The sequence below is a fragment of the Psychrobacter sp. JB385 genome (assembly GCF_900163785.1).
Classification (GTDB): Bacteria; Pseudomonadota; Gammaproteobacteria; order Pseudomonadales; family Moraxellaceae; genus Psychrobacter.
This window is the reverse complement of sequence record NZ_FUKN01000005.1, coordinates 276,118-295,321: the sequence shown is the minus strand read 5'-3', so window position 1 is coordinate 295,321 and position 19,204 is coordinate 276,118. Positions and strand designations below refer to the sequence as shown.

Below are 19,204 nucleotides of genomic sequence, written 5' to 3'. Positions count from 1 at the left end.
TGCTAAACAGCGCACTAAATGCTTAAGAGTTGTCGCATTAGCGATAAGTCACATTAACAAGGAGATTTTCTCATGGCACATAAAAAAGCTGCCGGTTCGACTCGTAACGGTCGTGATTCAAACCCAAAAATGCTAGGCGTAAAAATCTTTGGTGGCCAAGCCATCACTGCTGGTAACATCATCGTTCGTCAACGTGGTACTGAATTCCACGCAGGCGAAGGCGTTGGCATGGGTCGTGACCACACTTTATTTGCACTGAATGACGGTGTTGTAAAGTTTGCGACCAAAGGTAAATTTAACCGTCGTTATGTAACGGTTGAAAGCGTATAATTGCACATTTCATTTGATTTACTTATAGAGTGGATCATTGAAGTGACTAAAAGCTCCTATTGCCATGTGGTAGTAGGGGCTTTTTTTATTGAATGATGTTTATATTTTTTGGTAAGAAAAGCGATAAAATAGTGTAAAAGCATGTGCTGTAGCGTTTAGCATAGTGTAACTATACTGGTTACAAGTGTGTATGGCAGGCGTAGTAATGATTGCAAATCATGACTAGGCGCGTAATAAAAAAACTGGCACACTGTCTCCATCGTTTATGACTACCAGCATTTTGTTGGTCATCTAAACCATTATAGAAAACAAAAATTTTATTAAAATATTTTATTTTTAAGTAATTACGTATTTTGAGAGAGGATTCACGATGACTTTATTAAGTAAGCAATCAGTTAAACAGACAACTTTAAAACAAAAGATAATGAGCGGCGCTTTAACAGGGGTATTGATGACATCGCTTGGTGTGGCAGCGCCTATGATGGCGTTGACTCAGTCTGCGACAGCGGCACCTGCTGACAACTTAACTGCTGCCAAACGTTTGAATAAATTGCTAACCAATACAAAGAGTATGACGGCCAATTTTAGTCAAACGACCAAAGGCGCTAGCAGCGGTACTTTTTCGGGCACGATGAATGTACAACGTCCAAACAATTTTCGCTGGGAAACGAAATCGCCATCAGAGCAATTGATCGTTGCTAACGGCAATTCTATGTGGATATATGACAAAGACTTGGAGCAAGCGACCAAGCAAAACGTCGATAGTCAAGTTGGCAATACACCAGCACTATTGCTGTCAGGTGATCCAAGTAAAATTGACAAAAATTTCAAGATCACTCAGCCGTACGATAATAAGAACTACTATGTGCTGTATCCAAAATCAGGTGACGCGAGCTTCAAGAGCTTATCTATCAGCTTTAGCGGTGGTAAGCCTGTGATGATGGTACTGAACGATACTTTAGGTCAGACTACATCGATTAAATTTAGCAATATTAAATTGAACCCAAGCATCAATAGCAGCCAGTTTAAATTTACACCACCAAAGGGTGTTGATGTTATCAATCAATAATCACTAGATATTAAAGGTGATCAACTTCAATGTTTCTTATGATTCATTGAGACAAGCATCATAAAAAAGGACAGGCCTTCTTGGGTCTGTCCTTTTTTTGGGACATAAAAATTGTTTGGAGTAATTTTGTCAGGGTGTAATGATGTATTTTCAAAAAGTGCTGACACTATTGCATTGCTTGAATGGCTTCCATATCTGGCATCGGCGGTAGCTCGTCCAAGTGCGTCAATCCAAAAGCATCTAAAAATTGAGCAGTAGTATGCAGTAGCGCTGGGCGACCGAGCGTGTCTTTGTGGCCCTTTTCGACGATCCAGCCTTTATCAAATAACTGCCTCAATATATTGCTGGATAAAGTAACCCCGCGTACATGCTCGATATCGCTGCGTGTCACCGGCTGCTTATAAGCAATAACGCTTAACGTCTCGAGTAGGGCTTGGCTAAGACGTTCTTGACGCTGCGGAAAAACGCGCTGTATAAGGGAACTGTAGCTGTCAGCAATTTGCAAGCGATACCCACTAGCAGTCTCATGCAATCTTAATACACCAGTGTCTAGCCGTTCTTGTAATAATCCCAAAGCGTCTGTTAATTCTTTTGTAGACACAGACAGATATTTCTTCAACGCACCAGCAGTGAGCGGCGCTTCTGAAGCATGCAGTAGTACTTCAATATGTCGGCTTATCTCTTCTAGGCTTTTACTTTTCTCAGACGATACAGTCACAGAGATAGACATTGGCTTTTGAGCCTTATTTTCGTACTTTGGGTGATCAACATCTGCCATTCGCTAGGTACTCTTTTTTACTATTATGTTATCAGTCATAGCAACCTCACTGATTATTTATATTAGGCTCGTTACGTTATACCAGCCATTGAAAGGTTAAATTTTCAAATTTAGCATTTGTATCAGCTTGATGGTTATCAACAACATCCCTTGAAGTGGGGCTATTGTCTGTATCATTACTTACCACACCAATAAGCTGTCGCTTCATCAATTCAAGTACAGCGACAAAACTGACCACCACACCAACCTTGCCTTGTGACTTATCTAATAGGTCGTAAAAGGAGCGGGCACTTCCCATACTGAGCTGTCGACTGATACTGGCAATACGGTCAGCAAGCGGTACGGTATCAACTTTGATGGTATGCATTTGATAGTCGGGTTGCAGCTGCATTTTGAATAGGCTATCAATCAGCAAGGTAGGAGAGTAACTTGGCAATTCAGTACTCATCACATCTTGACTTGGCATACTGACCATCGCCAAAAACACATCTCGCTCTAGACGCACTAAGTTATCCAAACGCTGACTGGCCGCCTTAATCTGCGCGTACTCTTCTAGACGTTCAATCAATTCGGCTTTCGGGTCGCGCTCATCAGTAGGCGTCTCTGGCTTGGGTAATAATAGCTCAGTTTTGATGGCGATGAGTGTTGAAGCCATCAGCAAATAATCACCTGCCAATTCAAAATGGGCTGTATCCAGCTCACTGATATAAGCCAGATATTGCTCAGTGATGGGTAATATCGGCAGCTGAGTCAAATCAACGTTATTCTTTTTGACCAGATACAATAAGAAGTCCAATGGACCTGCAAATTGCTCTAACCAAATAGCAAATGCTTGTGGTGGTACATAGAGGTCATCTGGAAGGTGTTGTACGGGTGTCTGATAGATGCGCAGCGCAGTCGTGTTGGATGTATCCATAAGTCTTAAGGTTCCTGACATACTGCCATAAATAATCCAGCACCAATATCTAGCGTGTGACAAAGATAACGAGGGTTGTTGATAAAGGCTGCCAAGAAATCGCTCACCTCATCGCGATGAGAGATGACATTATCGACGATTAGTACACTACCGACGTCCAATGCCTTATACAGACCTTCGATATAATCAAGATAGTATTGCCGCTCTGCATCCAAAAAAACCAAGTCAAAGACGTCTGTATTGTCATTCAAACAAATCAAGGCATCTTGCACGATGAGTCGAACAGACGCAGACAGCCCCGTATTTTGCAGATGTTGGTGAGCAGCTTCACTGCGGTTTTTGTCGATGTCTAGCGATATAAAGTCACATTCAGCCTGATGCCGCAGACCATACGCCAGCCACAAAGTTGAAAACCCAGTTGAGGTACCAGTCTCTAGTACCTTTTTGGGCTGTCTGATCGTGGCAATATTGGCCAAAAACTGGGCCGCATCTGATTCGACATGGCGATGACGATCCAGCCGATTGGATTGTTCAGAGTCATACGTACTGTCCGCCTCGTATAAAGACTGACAGTAAGATAAAAAATGGCTTGGATTAAATGTCGGCATCATGAACGATAAGAAATCATTTACTTAAGCTTAGCAAGCGGACGAATACCAATGGCACGGCGCGTCTTATCTAGCTGCTTACGGCTATGACGACGCGCTTTTTCTGCACCCATTTGTAAAATCTCTTCTAGCTCTTTTGGATTGGCCATGAGTTCTTGATAGCGCGCGCGGAATGGAGCAATCTCGTTATTGATTTGTTGGAACAACTGCTCTTTGGCATCGCCCCAGCCAATACCTGCTGCGTATTGCGCACGCAAATTGGCAATTTCTTCAGGCGTGGCAAACGCTTTATAAATCTCAAAAATAGCTGACGCATCTGGGTCTTTTGGCTCTTCTGTCAATTGTGAGTTGGTCACAATACGCATGATGGCCTTACGCATCATTTTTTCAGGATCGGCTTGGCTATTAAACTCGCCAAACAACGGAATCACGTTGTTATAGCTTTTGCTCATTTTGCGTCCATCGAGACCTGTGAGTAGCGGCGTGTTGTCGTCGACCAACGCCTCAGGCTCAGTGAACAATGGCTTATAACGATGATTAAATGTACCTGCTATATCACGCGCCATTTCAATGTGCTGAATTTGGTCACGGCCAACAGGTACATGCGTGGCATTAAACATCAAAATATCAGCAGCCATCAATACAGGGTAGCCAAACAACCCCATGTTAATCCCTTGGTCAGGATCAACGTCTTCTTTTTCCATATTAGCATCGACCGCTGCTTTGTAGGCATGAGCGCGGTTCATAAGTCCTTTGGCACATGAGGAGCTCAAAATCCATGACAACTCCAAAATCTCAGGCACATCTGACTGACGATAAAAGGTCACACGCTCAGGATCGAGACCACAAGCAATCCAAGTAGCAGCAATCGCTTTGGTTGACTCGTGGATGATCGCTGGATCATGACAACCAATAATGCTGTGATAATCCGCTAAGAAGAAAAAAGCGTCGCTATCGCTGTTTTGAATAGACTGGATGGCAGGACGAATCGCACCAACATAATTACCCAAATGTGGAATGCCAGTTGGTTTGATACCCGTTAAGATACGCTTGGCTTCGATTAAGTGGTCAGAAGTCTGATCATTAGGAGTGCTGTTATTACTCATGTGAAATCCATTATTTTGTTTATCAAATTATTATAAATGCATGATCAAAGGGTCAAAATACTAATCGCAAAGTATAGCAAATTTTTCAAGCCGTTTTCTTAGCAATCATCGTCTGCTCATTTGTAAATATCCGTACGACCATTCGGCCCATGCTTAAAGCGACGATGAAACCACATCCACTGAGTAGGGTCAATACGAATCAGCCCTTCTAAAACTTCATTGACTCGAGTAGCATCAGCGACCTCATCACGACTTGGATAGTTTTCTAACTCTGGCGTAATCGTTAAATGATAGTGGGGACGCTTACCACGTGGTAGGTTGTCTGGTGTTTGACGATAAGTGTGCAATGCCATAACAGCAGGTGGGTGCTCCTTATTACCTAGCTTGGCCATGCGCCGTGATGCAGTAATTGTGGCAGCGGGTACGCCAAAAAAGGGTGCCATGACTCCCTGTTTTAGGCCATAGTCTTGGTCAGGAGAGTACCAAATGACGTGTCCTGCTTTGATAGATGTAACTAAGCTTCGCATATCACGGCTGGAGATTTGCTTACCGAATATATTGGTACGGCCATTATAAATAAACCAGTCCAATAAAGGATTGTTTTGCGTACGGTACATGCAATCAACAGGAAAAAACTGGGCACATAATAAGCCGCCCAAATCAAGCATCGTGTAATGAGCGCCTAATAAGATAATCGGTCGATTGTCTTTTTGAGCGTTGACGAGGTGTTGTAGTCCAGAGATAGACACCGTTCTGGTAAAAACATCTGGACGAAACCATGCGCATAAGGTCTCGAACACACCGATACCTTGATTGACAAATACTTGCTTGGCCATTAATTCACGCTCAGCTTCAGGCTTTTCTGGAAAGGCAAGCTTTAGATTGATCAACGTATCACGGCGACGTGAGCCAGCAGCTTTATAAATGAAACTACCAAGCTTACGACCCAACCAAAACTGCCAGCGCAATGGCAAATATATCATCGGTAGCATCATCAAAAATAACAACCAAATACCCCAGTATTTTGGCAATAAAAATTGCCATTGAAATGGTTTTTTATCTGCGTGCGCGGTACGTTTTTGTGTTTGCTTAATCGTTGGGGTGCCAGCAGGGATAGCAGTCGATTTGTTGGACGGCTGCACACTTGGCGCTGGGGTAGGGTTTGGAGGTTGCTTACTGGGGTCGTATTGTTCAGGCGCTTTCATAATGTCCTTTTGGGGCACAGTTTATGGCATCGAGTTGTAACTATCTTCTGGTATGGAAGCTGATGATAAAATTTAATATTATGATGGGGTAGCGTCAAGCGCTTTGCAAGTAAAAATCGACAACGGGGATCTGTTGCACATGGCTAACGTTGATTAATTGATAAGAAAGATAATGGTTTAAGTTGTAAGTCAATGCTATAAAAACCTATTATCACTCAGAGAGCCGTATACAGACATAAAAAAACCTTACAAGCTGTGACCAGCTTATAAGGTTTTGCAAATCTACACGCTTATTTAAATTCGATACTGTGGCTCCGAGAAAAAGCCAATAGAAACAAGAAAATAAGCGAGAGCTTTGATTAACGTTTTGAGAATTGTGGACGTTTACGTGCTTTACGTAGACCCAATTTCTTACGTTCAACTTGACGTGAGTCACGAGTAACAAAACCAGCTGCTTTTAGGGCAGGCTTCAAAGTTTCGTCAGCTTCGATCAATGCACGTGTAATACCGTGGCGAATTGCACCCGCTTGACCACTAATACCACCGCCTGCAACAGTGACATACAAATCGTATGAGTTAGCAGAGTCTAGTAGTTCTAGAGGTTGGCGAACAACCATGCGTGAAGTTTCACGGCTGAAGTATTCGTCAAGTGGCTTACCGTTAACAACGATGCTGCCAGTACCTTTTGATAAAAATACACGAGCAGTAGACGTCTTGCGGCGACCAGTTCCGTAATTGCGTTCCATAAGTATATCCTTAGATGTCTAGTTCTTTAGGTTGCTGTGCAGTATGTGGATGTTCAGTACCCGCATATAGCTTTAGCTTCTTGATCATTGCATAGCCAAGAGGGCCCTTTGGAAGCATACCCTTGACTGCTTTGTGTAGAACATCTTCAGGCTTATGTGCAATCAGCTTTGTGAAGTTGGTTTCTTTAATACCGCCTGGGTAACCAGTGTGACGATAATACTTTTTGTCTTGTGCTTTTTTACCCGTTACCGCGATTTTTTCTGCATTGATGACAACAATGAAGTCACCAGTATCTACGTGTGGAGTATAAGACGTCTTATGCTTGCCACGTAAGCGACTAGCGATTTGAGTAGCCAAGCGACCAAGGGTTTTGCCGTCAGCATCTACGACATACCAGTCATGGGTCACTTCAGCTGGTTTTGCACTAAGTGTTTTCATGATAAAACCTTAAAATTAGAATTCGTTGAGAGTTTAGCTGGGAACGGGGCTCTCAAAAAACAGACTGCACATTATAAGCAGTAGCGCCTACGCTTGCAAGCTGCATTGGGGTTTATTTTTGCCTTATATACATTAAACTGCAGCGTTGGGCCAGTTTTTAAGCAGTTTTAGACATTTTTAACAAATACTACACAATTATGACGATGATAGACGATAAAGTCCAGCGACAACTTGTCCAACTTTGGTTTGTTTTAAACAGTCGAAGCCAATTGTTTTTAGCGTTGTTTGGTGCGGCGCAGTCATGCTTTCATTAAGAGTATTTGCCAACTGTATCAATTGATCTTCTAATGCTTTATCGGCTTCCAGATAAATCAAGGTATCGGTATTGATGAGAGACTGGGTGATCAGTGCCATCAAAATAGGTTGCCACAAATCCTGCGCGTAAGGGGGATCAATGAAAACCACATCAAAACGACGGTGAACCAATTGGCTTTGGGTTAAGACTTGTTCCGCAGTGCCCTGAATGATTTGATAAGCGGTGGCATCAAGTCTTAGTTGATCAGCACTTTGACGCAGCAGGTGACTTTGCGCTGGGTTGACTTCGATAAAAGTAGAGTGAGCCGCACCTCTTGATAATGCTTCAAATCCTAGCACACCGCTACCAGCGCAGGAATCAAGCACATAAGCCCCATGAATGTCAGCCAATAGCCAATTAAACAGTGTCTCACGCAACCGATCTGGCGTTGGACGCAAACCTTCAGCTTCGACGAAGTGGACGATGCGACGTTTAAACTGACCGCCAATGATACGCACATCGCCTGCTGCTGTATTTTTTTTGGCTTTAGTGTGTTTTTTTGGCTCACGGCCGTTTGAAGGTTTGGTCATAATAGGTCTCTGTCACCGTCTTTTTACTCAGATTCTGATGCAGCCGCTGCTAGGGCTTCTTTTTCTTCTAGCGCTTTTGCTTCTTTATCACGAATGGCATCACGCGCCGCTTTGTCTATTGCCTTTTGGCGTTTGATAGCACGAAGCTCATCGGCAGTTGGTGGCAAAATAGGATTGGTCTTACGTTGTAATACCCAATAATCAAAAAGCTCACGACCGATAGGGGCAGCCACGGCACCACCGCCGCCACCGTTTTCGACCAATACAGCTAGGGCAATCTGAGGATCGTCTACAGGCGCAAAGCCATTGAACCAAGCGTGATCCCAATGACGCGAATCCAGCGCAGCTTTATTATAGCGCTTGCCTTGAGCAATGGATTTGACTTGCGCGGTTCCAGATTTACCCGCGATACGGTACTTTGGATTGTAAGCGCGACGTGCCGTACCGCCCTTAACAGTTGCTTCCATAGCCTCGTGCATGCGTACCCAGTCAGAAGGCTTACCATTGTAGTCAATTTTGCCATCAGGCTTGGTGATGACATTGACTTTTGCTGCCCCATCGCTGCTTTTTAACAGGTGAGGGGTGATGTGATAACCCTTGTTTGCCGTCATAGCAGTTGCATTGGCAATTTGTAGCGGCGTGGCCAAAAAATAACCTTGTCCAATACTGACTGAGATGGTTTCACCTGGCAGCCACCCTTTATCATAAGTGTCTTTTTTCCATTTGGGCGATGGCATGATTCCCGCTTTTTCGTTGGGTAAGTCGATACCAGTCTGGTCACCAAAGCCAAACCGCACCATCCAATCATGAAGGCGTTGGATGCCCATCTCGTACGCCAATTTATAATAATAAGTATCAACTGACATGACGATCGATTTTTTCAGATCCACTGTACCGTGACCGCCGCGTTTCCAATCGCGGAACCGATGCGAATCTCCTGGCAAGCTAAAATAGCCTGGATCGTAGATGGTGGTGTCCCAATTACGTAAACCATAATGGATACCGCCCAAGCCTTCAAAAGGTTTAATGGTTGAGCCAGGCGGATACATACCTTGTAATGCTCGGTTGTATAAGGGCTCGTCAGGATCTTCTTGCAGAGCGCCGTAGTCTTTAAAAGAGATGCCTGAAATAAAAGGATTGGGGTCATAGCTTGGGTTACTGACAAATGCCAGTACATCGCCATTTTTGGGGTCAATGGCAACAATCGCACCACGACGTCCATCTAGTTGTTGCTGTGCCACGGTTTGTAAACCGTAATCCAAACTCAAAGTGATGTCGTTACCAGAGACAGGCGGCTTAGTATCCAATTGCCTTAAAATATTGCCGTGCGCATCGGTCTCTACCGATTGATAACCCGGCTGGCCCAATAGAACGTCTTCATAATAATTTTCGATACCAATCTTACCAATCAAATCAGTACCCGCGTATTTGTCTTTATCAATGCGTTTGCTTTCTTTGTCATTGATACGGCCCACATAACCAATGACGTGTGCAAACAGCTCATCATAAGGATAAGAGCGTGTCAGCTTGCTTTGAATAGTGACGCCGCGAAAAAAAGGCTTACGCTCACTAAACTGTGCCAGCTGTGCTTCAGTTAAGTCGATTTTAATGGTGACAGGATCATTTTTACTTTTGCTGATGCGTGCCAAAATATCAGTAATGTCTTTATCTGTCAGATCAAAAATAGGCGCAAGCAAATGGAGCGTGCGCTCTGGGTTATCGACTTCGTCAGGGCTTAGCATGGCTGTAAAGACAGGCTGATTGTCTGCCAATATGATGCCGTTACGATCATAAATATAACCGCGGCTGGGCGGCGCAGATATCAGTTTGATACGGTTGTTGTCTGCCTGAGTGGTGTATTTATCGTGGGCGTAGACTTGCAAATAACCATAGCGCATGATCAAGCCACCCAAACCTACAAATATTAAAATCCCAAGGATGATAATACGAGAGGTAAAAACACTATTGGTCTGTTCAGTGTTGGGAGTTAGTGGTTTTTTCATATAAGGTAAAAGCCCAAACAGTCAGTGATTCAATAAAAGAGATACATGAGCGGGTTTATGAACCGAGGTGCGGTGAGCATAAAGGATAATGCGAAGGATTTCAATCACATAGACTGATCTTATTTGCAATGACAATGCATTAATTCAGAAGCAGAAAAGTAGAGAAATAGGTATTGGCATTTATGCGCGGATTATAGCAGAACAAATAACAGGGCGCAGTATTTGCCCGCTTATTTTGTCACTGTCATTGGTTTCGATGAGGATAGACCAGCTGAACACTTTACTAGTAGAGATAAGTAATAACGCTTGTCATCTCTAGTCACAACTTGGCTAGGGTCTACCTGTGCTAATGGGTAGCAAGTATGCTAAAATCAGGCGATTTATTTATAGTCGTTTTTTTATTTTATAGACACCATTATGGGCGGAGCGTGTTTGTTGACACGTTCTAATTTGCTAAAGAGAGTTTATTAGCAATGACAATCAACCTGTCAGAGGCAAGATTAAGTCATGGATGCAACTTCATTGTGGCAGACGATAGCTGAGCACCCAGAGTTTTTTGCCATGTTAACCATCCCTCCAGTGACGGCATTTGTTACGTGGATACATGTATGGATGGCGCTCAAAATGCTGTTCTATCCCATCAAGTTTTGGGGTATCCGTATTCCAAATTTCCCACTTTTTGGGTTGCCGGGTATTGGCTGGCAGGGTATCGTCCCGCGTAAGGCTGGTAAAATATCGGGTGTCATCGTTGATCAGACACTATCGAAACTTGGGTCGCTTGATGAGTTTTTTCAAGCAATGGAGCCTGAGCAAATGGCGGTCTTCATCACTAATACCGTTGATGAAAATCTTGAGGTATTGATTGATGAGATCATGCTGGATCATTCGCCAGCCTTGTGGGGCAATCTGCCTTATGCCCTAAAGCGTCGTGTCTACGCGCAAGCGCATCAAGAATTGCCCAATATCATGCAGTCCTTGGTGACTGATCTGACTTATCATGTCGAAGATTTGGTTGATATGCGTAAGATGATCGTCAATACGATGGAGAGTGATCGTCGTTTGATGGTAAATATGTTCTTGAAAGTGGGTCAAAAAGAGATCAATTTCATTTGGCATATCAGTGCTTTGATTGGTTTGGTTTTCGGTATCATCCAGATGTTCATCTTTTTATTGGTACCACAGCATTGGACGGTGCCGTTTTTTGCCGCGATTTGGGGCTTTTTGACCAATTGGATCGCGATTTGGATGGTGTTTAATCCAGTCGAGCCACGTTTTATTCCTTATTTAAAGCTTTTTACTGCCCAACGCCATTTTCCATTTATTAAGCCTCAGGTGCCGCATATCGCACAGTATCGTTTACAAGGCGGTTTTATGAAGCGGCAAGAAGAAGTCTCTGAAGTTTTTGCTGAGATTGTCGTTAAGGATTTGGTCACACTTGAAAATATCATGAATGAGATGATGTATGGTGAGCGTGCTGCTCAAACGCGGGAATTGATGAAATCGCATCTGTATAAGGTACTAGAGTCGCCAGTCATCAGTACCACATTGCGCGTGGGGCTGGGTCGCCGCGAATATGGTCAATTAAAAAATACCATTATTGATAAATCTATCATTGCAACCATGGTGCCATTAAGTGATCCTGAACTGAACGAAAGCCGTGCCAGTAAGATATTTGGTCTGTTCCGTGATCGAATACGTGCACTGACCCCGAATGAGTTTCAAAACCTATTACGTCCAGCGTTCCGTGAAGATGAGATGACTCTGATTATTCTGGGCGGTTTGACAGGCTTCTTGGCGGGTTGGCTGCATTTGGTCTTGGTGTTTTTTCCATCCATGCAATAATCAATCAGTTTTTTATTTATTACACACATCAAATACAGAGTGGATACAAAAACGTGACAAGTTAACGCTAATGTACCTTGCTGTAAGTCCCTGATACTGCTGTGGCCATCGTCAACAGTAGTGGCAAATATTGAACAGTCTGACTGTTCCAAACCATTAATCCCTAAAATAAACAATGACCGTACTAAGGTAAACAGGGTTAGACCGTATGTTAATCACAGAATTGGGTTATTTTGCCTTGCTAGCCGCCTTTATGTTGGCGATTTTGCAGGTGGTGTTACCGACTATTGGTGTCATGCGTGATCACGTTGCTTGGCAACGTCTTGCGCCAAGTCTTGCATGGGCACAGTTTGCTGCCATGATTACCTCGTTTGCTGCGCTGATGGCAGGTTTTTATTACAATGACTTTAGCCTAGTCTATGTCACTCAACATTCCAATACCTTATTGCCTTGGTACTACAAATTATCGGCGACTTGGGGTGGGCATGAAGGATCATTGCTGCTTTGGATGACTATCATGGCGACTTGGTGCGCCTTGGTGTCTTATTTTAGCCGTGGTCTACCATTATCCATGCGTGCACGAGTATTGGTTATATTGGCTGGCGTGCAGGCAATGATGCTTGCGATGCTTATCTTTACATCCTCACCATTTGAGCGCACGTTGCCCAATTTGCCTGTTGATGGGGCAGACTTAAATCCTGTATTGCAAGACTTCGGTTTGATCATTCATCCGCCCATGCTTTATATGGGTTATGTGGGTTTAGTGGTGCCATTTGCTTTTTGTATGGCAGCATTATGGGAAGGGCGTTTGGATGCGGTCTGGACTCGCTGGTCGCGCCCATGGGCATTGGCTGCGTGGGGCTTTTTGACGGTTGGTATCGCGCTTGGTTCGTGGTGGGCTTATTATGAGCTTGGCTGGGGCGGCTGGTGGTTCTGGGATCCAGTAGAAAATGCTTCTTTGATGCCATGGTTGGCAGGTACAGCGCTGCTACATTCGCTGGCAGTTACTGAAAAACGCGGTGTATTTAAGGCATGGACCATCATGCTGGCGATTTTTGCTTTTGCACTGAGTTTGCTTGGCACTTTCTTAGTACGCTCAGGCGTTATTACCTCTGTACACTCGTTCGCTGCCGACCCAACGCGTGGTCTAGTCATTCTAGTGATCCTTGGTGTGATCATCGGGGGTGGCCTGTTGATGTTTGCCATACGTGGCTGGCGTTTGACCGTTGAAAGTCAATACCAGCTGATTTCACGTGAGTCTTTTTTGGTCATTAACAACGTCATTCTTCTGATTTCGACCTTGGTTGTTTTACTTGGTACGCTATATCCTATTATCGCTGACTCTTTTAATTTGGGTCAGGTATCTGTTGGTCCTCCTTACTTTAATGCGTTATTTGTGCCTCTTACGTGGCTGTTATTGATAGCGATGGGCATGGGGTCTAATATTCGCTGGAAAAAAGACAGCCGCCCACTTCTAGGCGCTGGCATGATCATTGCGGTAAGCAGTCTGGTATTAGCAGCGATTATTGCTTATTTTGTCAGCCCATCAGAGATGCTCAATATTGGTGTGACACTAGCAATCAGCTTTTGGGTACTATTATGGATGGTCGTCGATCTTAGAGATAAGACCAAAAATGCATCCAGTCGTCTGACAGGTTTGCGTCAATTACGTCTAAGCTACTGGGGTCAACAGATAGCGCATATCGGGGTGATTATTGCTGTTATTGGTGTTGCCTTTACGACTACGTTGAGTATTGAGCGTGATGTGGCATTGGCACCCAATGATAGTGTTCATGTTCAGGGCTATGATTTTGTCGTCAAAGGTTTCCGCGAAGTCAAAGGCAGTAACTTTGATGCCACACAAGCGGAAGTGGTCATTAGCAAAGATGGTCAAGAGGTAACGACCTTATATCCTGAAAAACGCAATTTTATTATCAGTATGATGCCGATGACAGAGGCCGCGATTGACGCCACTCTGTTGCGTGACGTATATGTAGCGCTTGGTGAGCCTATTGCCGAAAACAGTAATGAATGGGCGTTCCGTATTTATGTCAAACCGCTAATTCGTTGGATATGGCTAGGTGCGCTTATTATGGCATTCGGTGCGCTACTAAGTATTATTGATAACCGTTATCGTATTAAAAAAACCAAAACGCCAATGCAGCTCATGCCTGAGGGCTCTGGCGCTCGTTCCGCCGCTGAATCTGATACACCTGTGACAAAGATGGGAGGCAATTAAGATGAGCACATCAAACAATTCCTCTAATCACAATAAGGTAAACAACCCTAAAACCATGAACAAAAAGCAGCTTAGATTATGGTTTTTGATTCCATTTATCGTCTTTATTGGTCTGATTGTCATGCTGTATATGCGCTTAGGTCAGCCGACCGATATTGTGACCAATACGGCGCTTGAGCGTCCAGTACCAACGTTTGAGCTTCCTTTATTGTCTGATACCAGTCGTATCATGACCAATGAGAATCTGCCTGATACCCCTTTTTTAATGAATATATGGGGCTCTTGGTGTCCCACTTGTGTGATTGAACATCCTTTTTTGATGCAGTTAGAAGAACGCGGTGTCAATTTGGTGGGCATTAACTACAAAGATGAGATTGGTGATGCCTTAGGATATCTGAACCGAGGTGGCGATCCGTTTTCGATGTCGATTCAAGATTTGTCGGGGCAGTTTGCTTTAGATTTGGGTTTGACAGGAGCACCTGAAACGTTCGTTGTCGATGGCGAAGGGATTATTCGTCAGCATATTATTGGTGAGATTAATGAGAGCAACTGGCAAGATCGAATTGCGCCTTGCCTGATGGTGCTCAATGATGCCAATAGTAACAATGTTAGCCCAGATTCGAAGCAGATTGGGGAGGTGTGTAAGTGAAAGCCAACATAAAGCCTATTATCATACAGCTGGCAAGCTTGATCTTAGCGTGCCTGCTGAGTGCCACAAGCTATGCTGCAATTGATGTCTACGATTTTGACTCTGAGCAACAAGAGGCTCAATACCGTGGTCTTATCGAAGAGCTGCGCTGCCCAAAATGCCAAAATCAAAACCTTGCAGGTTCTGATGCACCCATTGCCCAAGATTTAAAGCAAAAGACCTATGATATGGTAAAAGATGGTCGTAGTGATGGTGAGATTCGTGCTTATATGCAAGAGCGTTATGGTGATTTTATCAGCTATAAACCGCCTGTACGTCCATCAACATGGGTTTTGTGGTTTTTCCCCCCATTACTGCTTGTGATTTTATTGGTAGGATGGTTTTGGCAAAGCAAGCGGCGTCAACGGGTGGCCAGTGGAGAGAACGGAATAAAGGTAGAAAGTAGCGCGGCTGCTCTGTCCGCTGCTGAAAGAGCCCAACTTGACTGCCTCTTATCACGTACTGATATTGATAAAAAAGAGGATCACGATATCACAAGCCTTGAGGACAAAAAATGACCTTATTCTCTACTGTTGGCTTATTTATTGCTTTAAGCTTACTTATCGCTCTAGTACTTGCGGTCATTGCCATCATACCGTGGTTAAGAGCCTCACGTGCGCAGCAAAAACCTGTGGACAATCAATTATTGGACATCAATGTTGCGGTGTTTCGCGAGCGTCTTGCAGAACTCAAAACAGATAAAGACAGTGGTGTCATTGACGACAACCATTACCAAAACCAGAAGCTTGAGCTTGAGCGTCAGCTTTTGGACGCTCAGCGCGAAGTCACGCCCATGGTGGCACCTGGTATTAAAAGCCGATTAATTATTATAGTTTGGGTGCCTGTTCTGACAGCCATGGCCTATCTCATGATCAGCGATCGTACGCCTGTATTTGATCTTTGGGCAAGCGAGGACAAAGTGGGTCAAGTTGCCGATGATTTATTGACGGGTAAAATCGATCAACCACCCGCTTGGGCCATTGAAGATGGTACACAGCTTATTAGTGCCATGCAGACCAATGTCTATCGTCACGCTGACGACCCCAATCGCTGGATGCGTTTGTCGGAGCTGTTCTTATCATTAGAAGCAACTGATTCAGCGATAGAGTCTTTATCGCGCGCGTATCGTTTATCGCCTGACAATGAAGAGATTGCCACGACTTATGCTCAGATTAGCTTCTTTGCCAATAAAGGCCAGTTAGATGCCAATAGTCGCCGAGTATTGCAAGATGTACTGGCTAAGAACCCAAATCATGAAGGCGCGCAAATGCTCATGGCAATGGGGGAGGCGCGCAGTAGTAACTTTGAGCAAGCACAAGGCTGGATTAGACGCTTGCGTGGTAATATTGCCGCCAAACCGGGTGACCATTCTCAAGCACTACAAAGTTTAGATGAATTGAGCGCCAACGTGAGCGCACAGCAGCAGCAAGCCTCTGAAGGTATTGAGGTAACAGTGAGAATCAACCCAAGCTTGCTGCCACTCGTGAAAGGTGATGACGTACTGTTTGTTGCGATACGTGATGTAAAAGGTGGGCCACCATTTGCTGCTAAGCGTCTACCCATCAGCGTTATCAAGCAAGGTGAAGCAGTTATTAGCCTAAGCGATCTTGATGCCATGATGCCAGAGCGCACCTTGCAAGCGGCCAGATCTGATAAAGTGCAGCTAGCTGTTATTGCCCGTATCAGTCATAGCGGTACGGCAAGCGCCGAATCAGGCGATCTATCAGGTAATCCTGTTGTGATTAGTGCTGATCAAGATCAAGTCAATGTGGAAATTAATCAGCAAATACCATAATATGTCTGCTGTTAATACACATTGTGAGTGCGTTGTTGCACGTTATACTAGCGTGCAACAACGTTATATGAACAGATAAGTCATAGCAACTTATCACAGCAATCGTGAAAATACTTGAGGTTTGTAGAGTCACAAGGTAAGGTGGTTCTGCAATCAACCAATCCCAAAGTTTTATCAATCCCGAAATCCTATCTATTAAGGAGAGTCGCATAATGATGCGTATTATTTTGCTAGGTCCACCAGGCGCTGGTAAAGGCACTCAAGCCCAGTTTATTTCTAAAGAATTTGATATCCCACAAATCTCAACTGGCGATATGCTGCGCGCAGCGATCAAAGAAGGCAGTGAGCTTGGCATACAAGCCAAAGATATCATGAATGCTGGCGGTTTGGTTTCTGATGACCTTATTATTAACCTAGTGAAAGAACGTATCGCTAAGCCTGACTGCGCCAACGGTTGTATTTTTGATGGTTTCCCGCGTACTATCCCGCAAGCTCAAGCGCTTGCAGATGCAGATGTCGCGATTAACCATGTGGTTGAAATCAGTGTTCCTGATGATGAAATTGTGAACCGCTTATCTGGTCGTCGCCAGCATCCAAATTCAGGCCGTGTTTATCACATTCATCACAATCCACCTAAGCAAGAAGGGATTGACGATGTCACTGGTGAAGCCTTGATTCAGCGTGAAGATGATAAAGAGTCGACGATTCGTGATCGCTTGGCTACTTATCATGAGCAAACATCAGCTTTGGTTGGTTTTTACCAAGAAAAAGCTGAAGAAGGCAATGACGCGCCTAAATACAATAAGTTTGATGGTACGCAAGGTATCGATGACGTTAAGCAGCAGATTTTGTCTGCATTAAAAGGCTAATATCTTACGATGTACCGTTTGTCATAAAAATGAGACCTCGACTTTATACAGTCGGGGTTTTTTTATTTAAAAATAGTTATTTTTAATGAATATTTACATAGTACTAGATAAAGTAGGAAAAATATTATCATATACGGATACTTTGAAAAGATAAGGCATAGTCATGAATACACCTGAATTAGATGTAATATTTTATCCTAATCTGATAAATATGGATTTCGCTTCTGAGATCTTCTTACTATTAAGAGAGACGGTGATATGGAATAAACAAATGGCTTCTAGATATACTGAAAGCTTTGGGGTTCCTTATCATTATTCAGGGATGTACTATGAAGAAAAGCAAATGCCAGATATTATTCAAGAGCTGACTCTTGCCGTAGCAGAAAAAACTGGATATAGGGCGAATAACTGCTTATTAAATTATTATCTAGATGGCGATAGTAAAATGGGTTTTCATTCTGATGATCTAAGTCAGTTAGTTAAAGGAACGGGCGTTGCTATATTATCGTTGGGAGTAGCTCGAGAGATACTATTTAAACATAAACATGCTACAGATATTATAGAAAGTATTTGTCTTAGTCATGGGTCTTTACTATATATGAACGATAAGACTCAACAAGAATGGTTACATTCTATTCCTAAAAGCAATAGTCAGGCAGGAAGAATTAGTCTTACATTTAGACAACTTATAGCATTATAATAATTAAGATCATAAATGCAAAAAAGCCGCTTACCCAAATAGGTATGCGGCTTTTTATCGAATGTCTAGATGCTAAAATCAATACATTAGCATATCAAGACTTAAGCATTACCTTCAGCATCTACTTGAGCTTGCTGCTGACTTTGTGCGTACGCTTGATCGAAGTTCACAGGTGCAAGTAGTAATTGCGGGAAGCTACCACGTGTCACGATGTCGCTGATGACTTCACGAGCATAAGGGAACAACACGTTAGGGCAGTATGCACCCAAGATTTGACCGATTTGATCTTCAGGAATGTCTTTTAATAAGAAAATCCCCGCTTGATGAACTTCAGCAATAAATGCCGCTTCATCAGCATTTTTAGCGGTAACGCTCACTGTCAAAATGATTTGATAATGATCGTCATCAAGTTTTTCAGCATTGCTAGAAAGATTGATATCAAGCTCTGGGTTCCACTCTTTGGTGAATACTTCAGCGCCTGGTACTTCAAGTGACATATCTTTTACGTAAATGCGTTCTAATGCCAATTGTGGTTGTGCGTCAGCCATGATAATTCCTCTAAAGTTAAATCAAATAATGGGTCAATCTGTTGTTTTATAACACGACATTGTAATATATATCGAGAGTGTGTCCCGATATTTTTTAGCCTTATCTTCGATTCATAATCTGTCTGTTTCTATCTTAGTAAAAACAGACAATAAAGAAAACTGGTCGATTAACCCGCTAATAGTTCGTCAAGCTTACCTTGCTGGTTCATTTGATTCAACTCATCAAAGCCACCAACAAAAGTTTCACCAACAAAGATTTGAGGAACCGTGCGATAGTTATTGGTTTTTTTCATCAATGCTTGGCGCTCTTCACTACTCATATCGTGCATACCAATCTCTTCGTAGTTAACGCCTTTAGATTGTAACAATTGCTTGGCATTAGAGCAGTATGGGCAGATAGGGGTCGTATAGACTTTAACAGATACAGTCATGATAAAT

The 19,204-nt window shown here is 43.4% G+C and carries 20 protein-coding genes; 9 read left to right on the top strand and 11 right to left on the bottom strand.

Annotated elements, in window-relative coordinates; genetic code table 11:
• Positions 1-72: 72 nt before the first annotated feature.
• Both rpmA and lolA read left to right on the top strand, forming a co-directional pair.
• Positions 73-330, top strand: a complete 258-nt coding sequence (gene rpmA, locus CZ794_RS03430; RefSeq protein WP_062845086.1) for a 50S ribosomal protein L27 — start codon at positions 73-75, stop codon at positions 328-330.
• 370 nt (positions 331-700) lie between these two features.
• On the top strand, positions 701-1,399 hold the full coding sequence (lolA, locus tag CZ794_RS03425) for an outer membrane lipoprotein chaperone LolA (RefSeq protein ID WP_087040214.1): 699 nt from the start codon (positions 701-703) through the stop codon (positions 1,397-1,399).
• 166 nt (positions 1,400-1,565) lie between these two features.
• On the opposite strand, the gene scpB is transcribed toward lolA, so the two are convergent.
• The 9 genes from scpB to mrdA all read right to left on the bottom strand — a co-directional run bounded on the left by scpB (position 1,566) and on the right by mrdA (position 10,085).
• Complete coding sequence (gene scpB, locus CZ794_RS03420) at positions 1,566-2,129, bottom strand: SMC-Scp complex subunit ScpB (RefSeq protein WP_087040279.1); 564 nt, start codon at positions 2,127-2,129, stop codon at positions 1,566-1,568.
• A 124-nt stretch (positions 2,130-2,253) separates the two neighbouring features.
• Positions 2,254-3,093, bottom strand: coding sequence for a ScpA family protein (locus CZ794_RS03415; protein ID WP_179207231.1), 840 nt, complete (start codon positions 3,091-3,093; stop codon positions 2,254-2,256).
• Positions 3,094-3,098: 5 nt separating this feature from the next.
• Positions 3,099-3,704 carry an O-methyltransferase gene (locus CZ794_RS03410; RefSeq protein WP_087040212.1) on the bottom strand — a complete coding sequence of 202 codons (606 nt, stop codon included), beginning with the start codon at positions 3,702-3,704 and terminating at the stop codon, positions 3,099-3,101.
• Between the two features lie 17 nt (positions 3,705-3,721).
• Positions 3,722-4,807 carry a tryptophan--tRNA ligase gene (locus CZ794_RS03405; protein ID WP_087040211.1) on the bottom strand — a complete coding sequence of 362 codons (1,086 nt, stop codon included), beginning with the start codon at positions 4,805-4,807 and terminating at the stop codon, positions 3,722-3,724.
• A 116-nt stretch (positions 4,808-4,923) separates the two neighbouring features.
• Positions 4,924-6,012, bottom strand: coding sequence for a lipid A biosynthesis acyltransferase (locus CZ794_RS03400; protein WP_087040210.1), 1,089 nt, complete (start codon positions 6,010-6,012; stop codon positions 4,924-4,926).
• Between the two features lie 359 nt (positions 6,013-6,371).
• On the bottom strand, positions 6,372-6,758 hold the full coding sequence (gene rpsI, locus CZ794_RS03395; RefSeq protein WP_062845080.1) for a 30S ribosomal protein S9: 387 nt from the start codon (positions 6,756-6,758) through the stop codon (positions 6,372-6,374).
• Between the two features lie 10 nt (positions 6,759-6,768).
• Positions 6,769-7,197: a 50S ribosomal protein L13 gene (rplM, locus tag CZ794_RS03390; protein ID WP_062845079.1), complete on the bottom strand. Its 429-nt coding sequence runs from the start codon at positions 7,195-7,197 to the stop codon at positions 6,769-6,771.
• A gap of 195 nt (positions 7,198-7,392) precedes the next feature.
• Entirely contained in the window at positions 7,393-8,082 is a 690-nt protein-coding gene (gene rsmD / locus CZ794_RS03385; RefSeq protein ID WP_087040209.1) for a 16S rRNA (guanine(966)-N(2))-methyltransferase RsmD, read from the bottom strand.
• Positions 8,083-8,105: 23 nt separating this feature from the next.
• Entirely contained in the window at positions 8,106-10,085 is a 1,980-nt protein-coding gene (gene mrdA, locus CZ794_RS03380; protein WP_087040208.1) for a penicillin-binding protein 2, read from the bottom strand.
• A gap of 507 nt (positions 10,086-10,592) precedes the next feature.
• Between mrdA and CZ794_RS03375 the strand changes: the two genes are divergently transcribed.
• The 7 genes from CZ794_RS03375 to CZ794_RS03345 all read left to right on the top strand — a co-directional run bounded on the left by CZ794_RS03375 (position 10,593) and on the right by CZ794_RS03345 (position 18,218).
• Complete coding sequence (locus CZ794_RS03375; RefSeq protein ID WP_087040207.1) at positions 10,593-11,927, top strand: hypothetical protein; 1,335 nt, start codon at positions 10,593-10,595, stop codon at positions 11,925-11,927.
• Positions 11,928-12,135: 208 nt separating this feature from the next.
• A complete protein-coding gene (locus CZ794_RS03370) occupies positions 12,136-14,166 on the top strand; it encodes a heme lyase CcmF/NrfE family subunit (RefSeq protein WP_087040206.1) in 2,031 nt (676 codons plus the stop codon).
• Position 14,167: 1 nt separating this feature from the next.
• A complete protein-coding gene (locus CZ794_RS03365; protein WP_087040205.1) occupies positions 14,168-14,815 on the top strand; it encodes a DsbE family thiol:disulfide interchange protein in 648 nt (215 codons plus the stop codon).
• A 23-nt stretch (positions 14,816-14,838) separates the two neighbouring features.
• Positions 14,839-15,372, top strand: coding sequence for a cytochrome c-type biogenesis protein (locus CZ794_RS03360; RefSeq protein WP_087040278.1), 534 nt, complete (start codon positions 14,839-14,841; stop codon positions 15,370-15,372).
• Complete coding sequence (gene ccmI / locus CZ794_RS03355) at positions 15,369-16,649, top strand: c-type cytochrome biogenesis protein CcmI (protein ID WP_087040204.1); 1,281 nt, start codon at positions 15,369-15,371, stop codon at positions 16,647-16,649. The genes CZ794_RS03360 and ccmI overlap by 4 nt, the downstream gene beginning before the upstream one ends.
• Positions 16,650-16,864: 215 nt before the next feature.
• Complete coding sequence (gene adk, locus CZ794_RS03350; RefSeq protein WP_179207236.1) at positions 16,865-17,518, top strand: adenylate kinase; 654 nt, start codon at positions 16,865-16,867, stop codon at positions 17,516-17,518.
• A 163-nt stretch (positions 17,519-17,681) separates the two neighbouring features.
• Complete coding sequence (locus CZ794_RS03345) at positions 17,682-18,218, top strand: alpha-ketoglutarate-dependent dioxygenase AlkB (protein ID WP_087040202.1); 537 nt, start codon at positions 17,682-17,684, stop codon at positions 18,216-18,218.
• 101 nt (positions 18,219-18,319) lie between these two features.
• Here the strand turns inward: CZ794_RS03345 and secB are convergent, their stop codons facing one another.
• Together secB and grxC are read right to left on the bottom strand one after the other, a co-directional pair.
• The gene (gene secB, locus CZ794_RS03340) at positions 18,320-18,766 is read right to left on the bottom strand and encodes a protein-export chaperone SecB (protein ID WP_062845071.1); all 447 of its coding nucleotides are present in this window, start codon (positions 18,764-18,766) and stop codon (positions 18,320-18,322) included.
• Positions 18,767-18,933: 167 nt separating this feature from the next.
• Positions 18,934-19,197 carry a glutaredoxin 3 gene (gene grxC, locus CZ794_RS03335; RefSeq protein ID WP_062845070.1) on the bottom strand — a complete coding sequence of 88 codons (264 nt, stop codon included), beginning with the start codon at positions 19,195-19,197 and terminating at the stop codon, positions 18,934-18,936.
• Between the last annotated feature and the right edge of the window lie 7 nt (positions 19,198-19,204).